The organism is Massilia sp. PAMC28688 (genome assembly GCF_019443445.1).
In the GTDB taxonomy this organism is placed as follows: Bacteria; Pseudomonadota; Gammaproteobacteria; order Burkholderiales; family Burkholderiaceae_D; genus Telluria_A.
In genome coordinates this window covers 1,907,811-1,921,954 of record NZ_CP080378.1, presented here as the reverse complement: position 1 = coordinate 1,921,954, position 14,144 = coordinate 1,907,811, and the positions used below count along the sequence as shown (strand labels likewise).

Below are 14,144 nucleotides of genomic sequence, written 5' to 3'. Positions count from 1 at the left end.
GGGGACGCCTGCGCACTGCCCACGCTGAATCACACCGAATCACGCCGAACCATGCCCAATCACGCCTTCTTGACCTTGACTGGACGCTTCCAGTTTTCAATGGTCATCTGCTTGCTGCGCGAAATGGTCAACTGGCCCGCCGGCGCATCCTTGGTGAGGGTGGTGCCCGCGCCCAGGGTTGCGCCCTTGCCAACGGTCACCGGTGCCACCAGCTGGCTGTCGCTGCCAATGAAGGCATCATCTTCAATCACCGTGCGGAACTTGTTGGCCCCATCGTAATTGCAGGTGATGGTGCCGGCGCCGATATTGACGCGCGACCCCACCGTGGCGTCGCCCACATAGGCCAGGTGATTGGCCTTGCTGTGGGCAGCGATCTGGCTGTTCTTGATTTCGACAAAGTTGCCGATATGGACGTCTTCCGCCAGTTCCGTGCCGGGACGCAGGCGGGCATAGGGGCCGATCACCGACTTGGGGCCGACCACGGCTTCCTCGATGTGGCAAAAGGGCTTGATGCTGGCACCGGCCGCGACGCGCGCGTTGACCAGCACGCTATGCGCGCCCACTGACACGCCATCGGCCAGTTCCACCTTGCCTTCAAACACGCAGCCGACGTCGATGGTGACATCGCGCCCGCAAATCAGTTCACCGCGCACATCGATACGGGCCGGGTCCAGCAGGTGCACGCCTTTTTCCAGCAGTGCCTGGGCAATATTGAGCTGATGACGGCGCTCCAGCTCGGCCAGCTGCACCTTGCTGTTGACCCCGGCCACTTCCCATTCGCCAGAAGGCTGGCTCGATACCACCTTGACACCATCGGCCACGGCCTGGGCCACAATGTCGGTCAGGTAATACTCGCCCTGGGCATTGTTGTTCGACAGCGCCGCCAACCATTTCTTGAGGTGACGGGTGGGCACCACCATGATGCCGCTATTGATTTCGCGAATGGCGCGCTCGTCTGGCGTTGCATCCTTTTCCTCGACGATGCGGCGGATGTCGCCGCCTTCGCGCACGATGCGGCCCAGACCAAAGGGATTGGCCTGTTCCACCGTCAGGATGCCGAGCTTGTCGCTGCCGGCGGCCTCGGCCAGGCGCTTGAGGGAGTCTGCCGTGGTCAGCGGTACGTCGCCATACAGGATCAGGGTGGGGGCATTTTCATCCAGCTGCGGCACGGCCTGCATCACTGCATGGCCCGTGCCCAGCTGCGGCTCTTGCAGGGCGGTATCGATCTTCGCGTGCGCGCCCGTGTTTTGCCGTTCCACAGCCTCTGGCACCGCTGCGCCGCCGTGGCCGTAAATAACGCATAATTTGCTCGGCGCAAGAGTACGTGCAGTATCAATTACATGCAGCAACAGCGGCTTGCCGGCGAGAGGATGCAAGACTTTGGGAAGCGCGGATTGCATGCGCTTTCCCATGCCGGCGGCGAGGATGACAACGTTCATAGGCAGACGATCAGAGAGTTGAAAAGATGAAAAAGTTTAACACGCAAGACCATTTCCTCCAGCGCTTTCGCGTGCTGTGCCTGCTGCTGGTGATGGCTGCCGTAGCCGCCTGCAGCAGCGTGCGCTTTGCCTATAACCAGGGCGATACCCTGCTGTACTGGTGGGTGGACGCCTATGTCGACCTCGATTCCGAGCAGGGCGGCATGGTCAAGCAAGATATCGACCAGCTCATCAACTGGCACCGCAAGACCCAGCTGCGCGACTATGGCCAGTTGCTGGCCCAGGCCCAGGCCAAACTCGGCAATGGCAACGTCAGCCATGCCGACCTGCGCGGCTTGTACAAAGACGTGCTCGCGCGTACCGAAGTGCTGGCCTTCAAGGCCTTGCCGGAACTGACCGACCTTGCCCTGTCCGTCAAGCCTGACCAGATCGCCAACATCGAAGAGAAGTTCCGCAAGAATAATGAGACGTATCGCAAGAAATTCATTGCCATCGACACTGACAAGAAGCAAAAGCAGCGCTATAAAAAGTCGATGGAGCAACTTAACCTGTGGTTTGGCGACTTCAGCAGGGAGCAGGAAGCGATCCTGCGCAAGGCCTCCGACGCCCGTCCGCTGAACAACCAGTTCTGGCTGGAGGAGCGCATCATTCGACAAAAGAAAATCATTGCCGTGCTGCGCGAAATCCAGCAGAAGAAGCTGGGACGGGAAGCGACCAGTGCCCTGTTGAATAATTTGCTCAAGGATATCTTCGGCCGCTTCGACTCGCCTGAGCGCAAGCCCTTCTTCGACACCTATATTGACGCCTCCATCAATCTGATGCTCACCGCCATCAAGATTGCAACGCCGGCGCAGAAAGCCCATGCCCAGCAGCGCATGCAAGGCTGGATGGAAGACTTCAAGGTGCTGGCCGCCGACAGGAAGTAGCCGCGGCCCGGGGCGGCTGTTGTCAGCCCCTGGCGTGCTATAGTGCGGGCCACATTTTCCGGAGCGATCCATGCAAAAGAAGCCCGCCAAAATCCCCGTGCACCGCCCCCCGCCGCCCCAGCAAGTGCGCATCATCGGCGGCGCCTGGAAGCGCAGCCTGCTGCCGGTCCTCGATGCCATGGGCTTGCGGCCGACGCCGGACCGGGTGCGCGAAACCGTCTTCAACTGGATTAACCACCTGTGGGATGGCCAGTGGCAGGGCGCGGCCTGCCTGGACTTGTTTGCCGGCAGCGGCGCCCTGGGCTTTGAGGCCGCCAGCCGCGGCGCTGCCGCCGTCACCATGATCGACGCCCACACCCCCATCGTGCGCCAGCTCGAAGCGGTCAAGGGCAAGCTCAAGGCCGACAATGTCACGATCCTGCGGGCCGACGCCCTGGCGGCCGCCGCCAACATGGCCCAGCGCGGCCAGCGTTTCCGCCTGATCTTCCTGGACCCGCCGTATCAGCAGGATTTCCTGTCCAAGACCTTGCCCTTGTGCAGCGCGCTACTCGAGCCGGACGGCCTGGTGTACGCCGAATCCGGTACCCCGCTGCCCTTTGCCGATACTCCCGAGAGCGAACAGCCCGGCTGGCTGGCGGCATGGGAGCCGATTCGCGAGGGCAAGGCGGGAGTCGTGCATTTCTACCTGCTGCGCCCGCGCGCCCATCAAGGCTGAGCCTGTCCACACCCTGTTCTGGCACCGGCCCCATGACCCCCGCTCAGGGTGGTGCCGGAATTTCAGGCATAATGCGCGTTCTAATATTGGTGTTTCTCTAGGGAGCCGTAATGGTTGTAGCAGTGTATCCAGGAACCTTCGATCCGCTCACCCGTGGGCATGAGGATCTGGTGCGCCGTGCATCGGGCCTGTTTGACCGCTTGATCGTCGGCGTGGCGGACAGCAAGAACAAGCGCCCCTTCTTTTCCCTGGATGACCGGCTCGAAATCGCCAATGAAGTACTGGGCCATTATCCCAATGTGCAGGTAGAAAGCTTTTCAGGCTTGCTCAAGGATTTCGTGCGCCAGCACGATGCGCGCGTGATCGTGCGCGGCCTGCGCGCCGTGTCCGACTTTGAATACGAGTTTCAAATGGCCGGCATGAACCGCTACCTGCTGCCGGACGTGGAAACCCTGTTCCTGACCCCGTCCGACCAGTATCAGTTTATTTCCGGCACCATCGTGCGCGAAATTGCCATGCTGGGCGGCGACGTGTCCAAGTTCGTATTTCCCTCCGTGGACCGTTGGCTGCAAAAGAAAATCGCGTCCATGGCGGCCTCGGCCGAAGCTGCGGGATGACACCATGGCCCTGCTGATCACCGACGAATGCATCAATTGCGACGTGTGCGAGCCCCAGTGCCCGAACGACGCCATCTACATGGGTGCAGAAATCTACGAGATCGAACCGAGCAAGTGTACCGAGTGCGTGGGCCACTTCGAGGAACCCCAGTGCGCCATGCTGTGCCCGGTTTCCTGCATCCCGCTCAACCCGGCCTGGGTGGAAAGCCGCGACGAACTGCTGCTCAAGTATGAACGCCTCACCGCGGCCAAGGCACCGGCCGAACCGGTAGTGATTACCAAATAGTGTCAAAACGGCCCTGCTGACGGGCTGGCGGCGAAACTTGTCAGCCGCGCATGCGACATCACTTTCCCTTCTTGTCGCTTTGCTCCGATTTGTGACGCGGCGCCACATTTTGGCGCGAAATATCCCCTTCCGTGCATCATTTTTGTACCCGTACGGCAATTTTTTGATATATATAGGGTATGTCACGTGCAAATCCTTTGGCACGCCCACCTAATACTGTCGACTCAACGGGATTCCCCATGATTAAGAACATGCGCATCGGCCAGCGCCTGGCCCTCGGCTTCGGACTCGTCATCCTGATGCTGCTGCTCCTCGCCGGCCTGTCCTACCTGCGTATTGCCAGCCTGAATAAAGAAGTTGGCAACATGGTGGACAACCGCTATCCGAAAACGGTGGTGGCCAATGCGATCAAGGCCGATGTCAATGAGGCCACGCGCAGCATGCTTAACGTGCTCATCATGACCGACCCGAGCCAGATCGCCAAGGAACTGCAGAACGTGGAAGCACGCAATGCCAGCGCCACCAAGGCCCTTGCCGAACTGGCCCGTACCACCACCAATCCCAAGGCCCGCGAAATCCTCAAGCAGATTGACGTGGTGCGCACCCGCTTCCTGCCAGGCCAGGCTTCCTTCGTTCAGCTCATCAACGAAGACAGCAAGGACGATGCCATGATCAAGTTCATGTTTTCACTGCGCCCGCAGCAAACCAAGTATTTCGAGCATCTCGACAGCTTTATCGCCTACCAGCATGCAGAAATGGTCAAGGCTGGTAAGGATGCCGAAGCAATTTCGCAGCGCACGCGCCAGGTGATCCTGGTCCTGGCGGGCGCTGCGGCAGTGCTGTCGCTGCTGGTGGCGTTTTTGGCCACGCGCAGCATCACACGCCCCCTGAACGAAGCGGTCAATGTGGCAAGGCGCGTGGCCGATGGCGACCTGACCAGCGAGATTGTCGTGACCAGCAGCGATGAAACGGGCCAGATGATGGAAGCGCTCAAGTTCATGAACGATAGCCTGATCCGCATCGTGGCCGAAGTGCGCCAGGGCACGGTATCGATTGCCGAGGCGTCCACCGAGATTGCCACCGGCAACCTGGACCTGTCCTCGCGCACCGAACAGCAAGCCCATTCACTGGGTGAAACCTCGCGCTCCATGCACGAGCTGACCAATACCGTGCAGCAAAATGCCGACAATGCCCGCCAGGCCAATCAGCTGGCGGCCCAGGCGTCGGAAGTGGCCGTGCGGGGCGGCAGCGTGGTGTCGAACGTCATCGACACCATGGGCTCGATCACAGATTCGTCGAAAAAGATTGTCGACATCATTGGCGTCATCGATGGCATTGCCTTCCAGACCAATATCCTGGCGCTGAACGCCGCGGTGGAAGCAGCCCGCGCCGGCGAACAGGGGCGCGGCTTCGCGGTCGTGGCCGCGGAAGTGCGCAGCCTGGCCCAGCGCTCGGCGGCGGCGGCCAAGGAAATCAAGACCCTCATTGGCGACTCGGTCGGCAAAGTGCGGGAAGGCAGCACCCTGGTGCAACAGGCCGGCGTGACGATGGAAGAAGTGGTGGCCAGTGTGCGCCGGGTCACTGATATTATTGGCGAGATTACCTCGGCCAGCCAGGAACAGAGTTCCGGCATTGCCCAGGTGAATTCGACCATTCTGGATATGGACGAGACCACCCAGCAAAACGCTGCCCTGGTGGAAGAGGCGGCCGCTGCCGCAGCATCCATGCAAGACCAGGCTGCCAACCTGGCACGGCTGGTCAGTGTCTTCAAGCTCGATGCGGAAGATGCCCACACGTCGATGGCCATGTCCGTGTCCACCGAAGCGCCATCTGCTGCGTTAAAGCAAGAAGTGGCGCGAGCGCCGGCACAGCGGATCAGCGCGCGCCAGGCAAATGGCAGCGATTGGGAAGCGATTTAATTACCATTAAATTATCAATAAACAGAAAACCGATAACGGAGGCACCATGTTTGGATTGAAAAAGATTGTTCAGGGAACTTTGGCCGGCGTCATCCTGGCGGGCGCACTGGCGCAGGGCGCCATGGCGGCGCAAGTGGCGGGCATGACCTATCCCGATACCGTCAAACTGGCGGGCAAGGAACTGCAGCTGAACGGCCTGGGCGTGCGTTCCAAGTTCTTTATCAAGCTCTATACGGCCGGCCTGTACCTGCCATCGAAGAAGACCACGGTCGAAGAAGTCATCAAGACGGACGGGCCGCGCCGCATGCAGCTGCAAATCTTGCGCGACATATCGGGCGACGACTTCGGCAGCGCCTTCATGGCCGGCATCAATGCCAATGTCAGCAAGGAAGAAAAGACGCGGATTGTTGCCCAGATCAGCCAGTTCGGCCAGATCTTTGCCATGATGCCGGGCCTGAAGAAGGGCGACGTGCTCGACCTGGACTGGGTGCCGGGCACGGGCACCATTGCCGGTTACAACGGCAAGCCGATTGGCGAAGTCATGCCCGGGATTCAGTTTCACAACGCTGTGCTGAAGATCTGGCTGGGCGACAAGCCGGCCGACGCCACACTCAAGCCGCTGCTGCTGGGCGGAAAATAAACCCGCGCAAGCGGACGCTGTATCAGGAGGGCCATGTGGCCTTCCTTATTGTTGTGGTACTTATCTCACGGAGACACCATGTTTGCTATGAAAAATTTACTTAAAGGCGTATTCGCAGGCGCGATCCTGGCGTGCGCGTTCACCCAGAGTGCCATGGCAGCGGAGGTTGCTGGTGTCACGTTGAAAGAGTCCGTCAAGGTCGCCGGCAAGGAGCTCGTGCTCAATGGCTATGGCATTCGCAACAAGTTCATCGTCAAGGTGTACGTGACCTCGCTCTACCTGCCAAGCAAGACCACCACGACCGATGCCGTATTCAAGACGGACGGTCCGCGCCGCATCCACCTGGTGATGCTGCGTGACATCTCGGCTGACGACTTCGGCAGCGCATTCATGGCAGGTATCAACAACAATACCGACAAGAATGACAAGATGAAAATTGTTGGCCAGATCAGCAAATTCGGCGAAATGTTCGCCTCGATTCCTGGCCTGAAAAAAGGTGACGTGCTGGACCTCGATTACATCCCCGGCACCGGCACCGTGTGCACCCTCAACGGCAAGCAGATTGGCGAAACCGTGACCGATGTGGTGTTTTACAATGCCATCATGAAGATCTGGCTGGGCGAGAAGCCTGCGGACAGTTCGCTCAAGCCACGCCTGCTCAATGGCGGCAAGGCACCGGCGGCATCGAACGCCTGATTGCGCAAACGTCATCGAGCGGCGCCTGGGATTCCAGGCGCCGTTTTTTTATCTCTGCCATTCATTGCGCCACCGCCGCCGCGAACCGTTACTGTATGATTAACGGTCTGCCTCTTCTTTGGATCTCATGAGCTTCCTGACACTCGACTTGAACCTGCTGCGCGTCTTTGACGCCGTGATGACCGAGCAAAACCTGACCCGCGCCGCCGGCCACCTGGCCATGACCCAGCCTGCCGTGTCGAATGCCATCAAGCGCCTGCGCGAAAGCCTGGGCGACGAACTGTTGATCCGCACCGCCTACGGGGTCAAGCCCACCCCGCGCGCCGAAGCGCTGTGGCCGGCGGTGCGCTCGGCCCTGGCCGGGCTGGAAGCGGCCGTTACGCCGGAAACCTTCGATGTCTCCAAGGCCCACGCCACCTTCCGCATGGCCATGGCCGACGCCACCGCCGCGTTCTGGCTGCCATCGCTGATGCGCTCGATTGAAAGTGAAGCGCCTGGGGTGAACGTGCGCATGGTGCCGCTGACCACGCGCGAGCCCCGTCCCATGCTGCTGCGCGGCGACATTGACCTGGCGGTCGGCTTCTTTCCGGGCGTGGCGGCCCAGCTTTCGAGCGACACCAGCTCGCCCATCCGCCACGAACGCCTGTATTCGGGCCATTACGTGTGCGTGATGCGCAAGGGCCACCCGCTGGCCAAGGTCGAGCTCAACATGGACAACTACTGCCAGGCCAACCACCTGCTGGTGAGCTTTTCGGGCCGCGCCCATGGCCTGGTGGACGAAGCGCTGGCGCAGGTGGGGCGCGAGCGGCGGATCATCCTCACCGTCAACCAGTTCTTCACGGCGGGGCGGGTGGTGGCCAATTCCGACCTGATCACCGTGCTGCCCAAGCACCTGGTAGCCTCCACCGGCAACACCGACGCCCTGGCGTGGCGCGAGCTGCCCTTCACGCTGCCGCCGGTCCACCTGGACATGCTGTGGCACGAACGGGACGCCCGCAGCCCCACCCACAAATGGCTGCGCAAGCACCTCGAAGGCATGAACATGCCCGTACCCCGCTCCTCGACCAAAGGCAGCGACTAAACCTTCCCGTTTCCTCTTTCCCCAAGGCAGGGTCAGACCACCACTTGTATAGACAAAAAGTGGTCTGACCCTGGTGTTAGGCAATAGCCGCAGGACATTTTGGAGGGAAAAATGAAGGGGAGTGCGCTGCCGTCAAGCGCCGCAGCGGTACAATTTTGCGCGTTCCGGCGTCGCTGCTCAAACCCCGGCACGGAACCTTTTGGATTTGTTTCCCGAAACCAGGGTCAGACCACTTTTTGTATAGACAAGTATTGTCCAGCTTGGCGACGGTGCCGGCGGCTTACTTGATTGGCAGCTTGGTCGTGTTCTTGACCTCTTCCATGACGGCGTAGGTGTGCGTTTCGCGCACGCCTTTTTGCAGCAGGGTCTTGCCCAGGAATTCGCGGTAGGCCGCCATGTCCTTGACCCGTGCCTTGACCAGGTAATCAAAGCCTCCTGCCACCATGTGGCATTCCAGCACTTCCGGAATCAGCTGGACGCTGTTTTTGAATGCGTCGAACACTTCAGGAGTGGTACGATCAAGCACCACCTCGATGAAGACCAGCAGCGACACGTCGAGCAGCTGGGGATTGAGCTGCGCCGTGTAGCCCATGATGTAGCCCGACTCATGCAGCTTACGCACCCGCTCCAGACAGGCCGCCGGCGACAGGTTCACCCGCGCGGCAAGTTCGACGTTGCTGATGCGGCCGTCGCTCTGCAGCTCGGCGAGAATCTTCTTGCTGATCTTGTCCAACATGGCGGATTACCCCCTGAATAAATTTAATTTGGTGAAATTGTCTCACCAAAAACATTCTATGGCTAGTCTTCTGTATAACCAGAATTAATCCAGAAGAAATCGCTCTACAATCGAATCATCTTTGCGTGCGTCAAATGCCGCCGTATACCTGTATCCGAAACAATCACCACAAAGACTTTTCATGCCTATCGCCGCACCTTCGGCCGCGTCCACCGCCCCGTTTTCCACCTTCCAGTCGCAAATTATTGAGCATCCCAGGCCTTTGCGCGCCGCCATTACCGCCGCGTACCGCCGCAGTGAGCCGGAGATGGTCGGCTGGCTGCTCGCGCAATCGGCGCGCCCGCACGCCGGTGCGCATGCGCTGGCGCACCGGCTGGTGTCGGCCGTGCGCAGCAAGCGCACCCGGGCCTCCGGCGTCGACGCGCTGATGCACGAGTTTTCGCTGTCGTCGGAGGAAGGGGTGGCGCTCATGTGCCTGGCCGAAGCACTGCTGCGCATCCCCGACAGTGCCACTGCCGACCGCCTCATCGCCGACAAGATCAGCAAGGGCGACTGGCGCAAGCACCTGGGCGAGTCGCCCTCGCTGTTCGTCAATGCCGCCACCTGGGGTCTGCTCATCACCGGCAAGCTGGTTGGCACCAGCAGCGAGGCGGGGCTCACTTCTGCCTTGTCCAAGTTGATCGGCAAGGGTGGCGAGCCCTTGATCCGCAAAGGCGTGGACCTGGCCATGCGCATGCTGGGCAACCAGTTCGTCACCGGCCAGACCATCGACGAGGCGCTCAAGAACAGCCGCGACAACGAGGCGCGTGGCTATCGCTATTCCTATGACATGCTGGGCGAAGCCGCGCTGACCGAAGCCGACGCCAAGAACTATTACGCCGCCTACGAGACGGCGATTCACGCCATCGGCAAGGCTTCCAATGGCCGCGGCATCAAGGACGGCCCCGGCATCTCGGTCAAGCTCTCGGCCCTGCACCCGCGCTATAGCCGCGCGCAGCAGGCTCGCGTGATGGAAGAGCTGCTGCCGCGCCTGAAGCAGCTGGTGCTCTTGGCCAAGCGCTACAACATTGGCCTGAACATCGACGCCGAAGAAGCCGACCGCCTCGAGATTTCGCTCGACCTGATGGAAGCGATGGCCTTCGACCCCGAGCTGGCCGGCTTTGACGGCATCGGCTTTGTGGTGCAGGCTTACCAAAAGCGCTGCCCGTTCGTGATCGATTACCTGGTCGACCTGGCCCGCCGCAGCAACCGCAAGTTCATGGTGCGACTGGTGAAGGGCGCTTACTGGGACGCCGAGATCAAGCGCGCCCAGGTCGACGGCATGCCCGGCTACCCGGTCTACACGCGCAAGGTCTACACCGACGTGTCCTACCTGGCCTGCGCCAAAAAACTGCTGGCCACGACCGACGTGATCTATCCGCAGTTCGCCACCCACAACGCGCACAGCCTGGCCGTCATCTACACCTGGGCCCAGGAAGCGAAGGTGGAGGACTACGAATTCCAGTGCCTGCATGGCATGGGCGAGACGCTGTACGACCAGGTGGTAGGCAAGGAAAACCTGGGCAAGGCATGCCGCATCTATGCGCCGGTCGGGTCGCACGAAACGCTGCTGGCCTACCTGGTGCGGCGGCTGCTGGAGAACGGTGCCAATTCGTCGTTCGTGAACCAGATCGTGGACGAGAAGGTCGCCATTGACAGCCTGATTGCCGATCCATTCGAAGCCTCGCGCGCCCACGGCGGCGCGCCGCACCCCGGCATCCCGCTGCCGGCGCAGCTGTTTGGCACCGAGCGTGAAAATTCGGCAGGCCTGGACCTGACCAATGAGGATGTCTTGCGCGCGCTGGGCAAGACCCTCACCATCGTGCGCAATTACCACTGCCAGCCCCTGATCGACGGCGCGCTGGCGGGCGAGAACAAGCACGCCATCCGCAACCCGGCCAATCATGAAGACATCGTTGGCCATGTGACCGAGGCGTCCAGCGCCGACGTGGACACCGCGCTGGCCAGCGCTGCCGCCTACGCCATGGACTGGCAGACCACCACGCCGTCCGAGCGCGCGCGCATCATCGCCAACACTGCCGACCTGTTCGAGCAGCACTACGACGAGTTGATGTCGCTGGCCGTGCGCGAGGCGGGCAAGTCGCTGCCCAATGCGATTGCGGAGATCCGCGAGGCGGTCGACTTCCTGCGCTATTACGCGGCGCAGGTAGCCAATGCCCAGAACGTGCTGGCCCTGGGTCCCGTCACCTGCATCAGCCCCTGGAACTTCCCGCTGGCGATCTTCACCGGCCAGGTGGCAGCCGCCCTGGCGGCAGGTAACGTGGTGCTGGCCAAGCCGGCCGAGCAGACCCCGATCATCGCGCACCGCGCGGTGCAGCTGTTTCACGAAGCGGGCGTGCCGCGCGGCGCGCTGCAGTTCCTGCCGGGCCGCGGCGAGGTGGTGGGCGCACGCCTGACTGCCGATGCGCGCGTGCGCGGCGTGATCTTCACCGGTTCCACGGAAGTGGCGCAGCTGATCAACCGCACCCTGGCCAGGCGCGCCGTGGATGAGGACAACGAGATTCCCCTGATTGCCGAAACCGGCGGCCAGAATGCGCTCATCGTCGATTCCTCGGCCCTGCCGGAACAGGTGGTGACGGACGTGATGACGTCGGCCTTTGACAGCGCCGGCCAGCGCTGCTCGGCGCTGCGCGTGCTGTTCCTGCAGGACGATATCGCCGACAAGACCATTCGCATGCTCAAGGGCGCCATGCAGGAGCTCAGGGTCGGCAATCCCGACCACCTGAACACCGACATCGGCCCCGTGATCGACCGCGAAGCGCAGCAAAACCTGCTCGATCATATTGCGCGCGTCAAGCCGACGGCTAAGAGTCACTTTGATCTGGAACTGCCGTCATCGGTCACGGCGATGGGCACCTTTGTGCCGCCAACGGTGCTGGAAATCGGTTCGCTGTCGGAGCTGACCAAGGAAGTATTCGGCCCGGTGCTGCACATCATTCGCTACCGCCGCGCCGACCTGGCGCGCATTGTGGACGCGATCAACGCCACCGGTTTCGGCCTGACGCTGGGTGTGCATTCGCGCATTGACGAAACCATCGACTTCATCGCTTCGCGCGCCCACGTTGGCAATATCTACGTGAACCGCAATATCGTGGGCGCGGTGGTGGGCGTGCAGCCCTTTGGCGGCGAGGGCAAGTCCGGCACCGGTCCCAAGGCGGGCGGCCCGCTGTACCTCAAACGCCTGCAAAAAGGCGCCCCGGCACTGCTGCAGCACGAGCGCAAGGCCAGTGCCGGACTCGATCCGCTGCTGGACTGGGCACGCACCCACGGCCACCAGCGCGTGGTCACCCTGGCCGAGCAGTACATGCGCACCACGCTGCTCGGTACTTCGCTGCCGCTGCCAGGGCCGACGGGGGAGCGCAATTCGCTGTCGTTCGCGCCACGCGGCGCGGTGCTGTGCGCGGCGTCGACCATTGGCGTGCTGCTCAACCAGCTCGCTGCGGTGCTGGCCACCGGTAACCGTGCGGTGGTGCTGGCCGGATCGAAGGACGTGATTCCGCAAGGCTTGCCGGCCCAGGTCAAGTCGCTGATTGAATTTGCCGACACCCTGTCAGCCGTGAAAACAGAATTTCAGATCGCGCTGGTGGAAGCACAGCTGTCCGACGACCTGCGCTCACAGCTGGCGGCGGGCTCCGGCGCCATCGTGGGCATTATCGACACCACCGAAGAAGGTGCGATTCCCCTGTGGCGCCTGGTCGCCGAACGCGCCTTGTGCGTGAACACGACAGCGGCCGGCGGAAATGCTAGTCTGATGACGTTGGGACTGTAGGAGCCCGGTCAGAAAAGAAGTAACTTATAAAAACCCTTGGAGGAAGACATGATCGTAGGCGTACCAAAAGAGATCAAGAATCACGAATACCGGGTAGGACTGACTCCACCAAGTGTGCGCGAGCTCACTTCGCGCGGGCACCAGGTGCTGGTGCAGAAGAACGCCGGCGGCGAAATTGGCCTGTCCGACGAGCAGTACAGGGCAGCCGGCGCGGAGATGGTGGAAACGGCCAAGGAGATCTTTGCGCGCGCCGAGATGATCGTCAAGGTCAAGGAACCGCAGCCGGGTGAATGCGCCATGCTGTCGGCTGGCCAGATTCTCTACACCTACCTGCACCTGGCACCGGACCCGGAGCAGACGGCGGCCCTGGTCAAGTCGGGCGCGGTCTGCATTGCGTACGAAACCATCACCGGCGCCGGCGGCGGCCTGCCGCTGCTCGCGCCCATGAGCGAAGTGGCAGGGCGCATGGCCATCCAGGCCGGCGCGGCGCACCTCGAAAAATCCAAGGGTGGCATGGGTTTGCTGCTGGGCGGCGTGCCGGGCGTGGCCGCCGGCCACATCGTGATCATCGGTGCCGGCGTGGTCGGTACCAATGCCATGCAAATGGCAGTGGGTACCGGTGCGCGCGTGACGGTGCTCGACCGCAGCATCGACCGCCTGCGCCAGCTTGATCTGGTGTACGGCAACCGCATCTCGACCCAGTACTCGAATGCGCAGTCGATCGAGGAATCGGTGCTGTCGGCCGACCTGGTCGTGGGCGGGGTGCTGGTGCCGGGTGCCGCAGCGCCTAAGCTGGTCACCAAGGACATGATCGCGCGCATGAAGAAGGGCGCCGTGGTGGTGGACGTGGCGATCGACCAGGGTGGATGCTTCGAGACCTCGCACGCCACCACGCACGCAGAACCCACCTATGTGGTTGACGGCGTGGTTCACTACTGCGTGGCCAACATGCCTGGCGCCGTGGCGCGTACGTCCACTTTCGCGCTCAATAACGCCACCATCGGGCACGCCGTGGCGCTGGCCAACAAGGGCTGGAAAAGGGCACTGGCGGACGACGCGCACCTGCGCAACGGCCTTAATGTCTGCCTGGGCAAGGTGACATACGAAGCGGTTGCGCGCGACCTGGGTTACGACTACACCAGCGCCGAAGCCATGCTGGCGTAAGCCGCAACGCTCTGAATGACTCGACAGCCGCTTTCGCGATCTTCGCGGCAGCGGCTTTTTTGTCGCCTTGCCCAGAACCAGATGCGTGCCTCCGGC

At 61.8% G+C, this 14,144-nt stretch carries 12 protein-coding genes; 10 read left to right on the top strand and 2 right to left on the bottom strand.

The genetic code is table 11. From position 1 onward, the window contains the following. Positions 1-59 precede the first annotated feature (59 nt). Positions 60-1,439 (bottom strand): bifunctional UDP-N-acetylglucosamine diphosphorylase/glucosamine-1-phosphate N-acetyltransferase GlmU, encoded by a 1,380-nt coding sequence (glmU, locus tag KY495_RS08645; RefSeq protein WP_219883249.1) that lies wholly within the window; start codon positions 1,437-1,439, stop codon positions 60-62. Positions 1,440-1,465: 26 nt separating this feature from the next. Between glmU and KY495_RS08640 the strand changes: the two genes are divergently transcribed. The 8 genes from KY495_RS08640 to KY495_RS08605 all read left to right on the top strand — a co-directional run bounded on the left by KY495_RS08640 (position 1,466) and on the right by KY495_RS08605 (position 8,319). After that, positions 1,466-2,365, top strand: coding sequence for a DUF6279 family lipoprotein (locus KY495_RS08640; protein ID WP_219883248.1), 900 nt, complete (start codon positions 1,466-1,468; stop codon positions 2,363-2,365). Between the two features lie 70 nt (positions 2,366-2,435). After that, positions 2,436-3,080: a 16S rRNA (guanine(966)-N(2))-methyltransferase RsmD gene (rsmD, locus tag KY495_RS08635; RefSeq protein WP_219883247.1), complete on the top strand. Its 645-nt coding sequence runs from the start codon at positions 2,436-2,438 to the stop codon at positions 3,078-3,080. Between the two features lie 110 nt (positions 3,081-3,190). Further along, on the top strand, positions 3,191-3,697 hold the full coding sequence (gene coaD, locus KY495_RS08630) for a pantetheine-phosphate adenylyltransferase (protein WP_219883246.1): 507 nt from the start codon (positions 3,191-3,193) through the stop codon (positions 3,695-3,697). A gap of 4 nt (positions 3,698-3,701) precedes the next feature. Next, positions 3,702-3,983 carry a YfhL family 4Fe-4S dicluster ferredoxin gene (locus tag KY495_RS08625; RefSeq protein WP_219883245.1) on the top strand — a complete coding sequence of 94 codons (282 nt, stop codon included), beginning with the start codon at positions 3,702-3,704 and terminating at the stop codon, positions 3,981-3,983. A 239-nt stretch (positions 3,984-4,222) separates the two neighbouring features. Beyond that, the gene (locus tag KY495_RS08620; protein ID WP_219883244.1) at positions 4,223-5,902 is read left to right on the top strand and encodes a methyl-accepting chemotaxis protein; all 1,680 of its coding nucleotides are present in this window, start codon (positions 4,223-4,225) and stop codon (positions 5,900-5,902) included. Between the two features lie 46 nt (positions 5,903-5,948). Beyond that, positions 5,949-6,542 carry a chalcone isomerase family protein gene (locus tag KY495_RS08615; RefSeq protein WP_219883243.1) on the top strand — a complete coding sequence of 198 codons (594 nt, stop codon included), beginning with the start codon at positions 5,949-5,951 and terminating at the stop codon, positions 6,540-6,542. A gap of 78 nt (positions 6,543-6,620) precedes the next feature. Further along, positions 6,621-7,238, top strand: coding sequence for a chalcone isomerase family protein (locus KY495_RS08610; protein ID WP_229518545.1), 618 nt, complete (start codon positions 6,621-6,623; stop codon positions 7,236-7,238). A gap of 127 nt (positions 7,239-7,365) precedes the next feature. Further along, the gene (locus KY495_RS08605) at positions 7,366-8,319 is read left to right on the top strand and encodes a LysR family transcriptional regulator (RefSeq protein WP_219883242.1); all 954 of its coding nucleotides are present in this window, start codon (positions 7,366-7,368) and stop codon (positions 8,317-8,319) included. Between the two features lie 280 nt (positions 8,320-8,599). Here KY495_RS08605 and KY495_RS08600 read toward each other — a convergent pair whose 3' ends face one another. After that, positions 8,600-9,055 (bottom strand): Lrp/AsnC ligand binding domain-containing protein, encoded by a 456-nt coding sequence (locus KY495_RS08600; protein ID WP_219883241.1) that lies wholly within the window; start codon positions 9,053-9,055, stop codon positions 8,600-8,602. A gap of 181 nt (positions 9,056-9,236) precedes the next feature. Between KY495_RS08600 and putA the strand changes: the two genes are divergently transcribed. Together putA and ald are read left to right on the top strand one after the other, a co-directional pair. Continuing rightward, positions 9,237-12,884, top strand: a complete 3,648-nt coding sequence (gene putA, locus KY495_RS08595; protein WP_219883240.1) for a trifunctional transcriptional regulator/proline dehydrogenase/L-glutamate gamma-semialdehyde dehydrogenase — start codon at positions 9,237-9,239, stop codon at positions 12,882-12,884. A gap of 48 nt (positions 12,885-12,932) precedes the next feature. Beyond that, complete coding sequence (ald, locus tag KY495_RS08590) at positions 12,933-14,048, top strand: alanine dehydrogenase (RefSeq protein WP_219883239.1); 1,116 nt, start codon at positions 12,933-12,935, stop codon at positions 14,046-14,048. Positions 14,049-14,144: the final 96 nt, after the last annotated feature.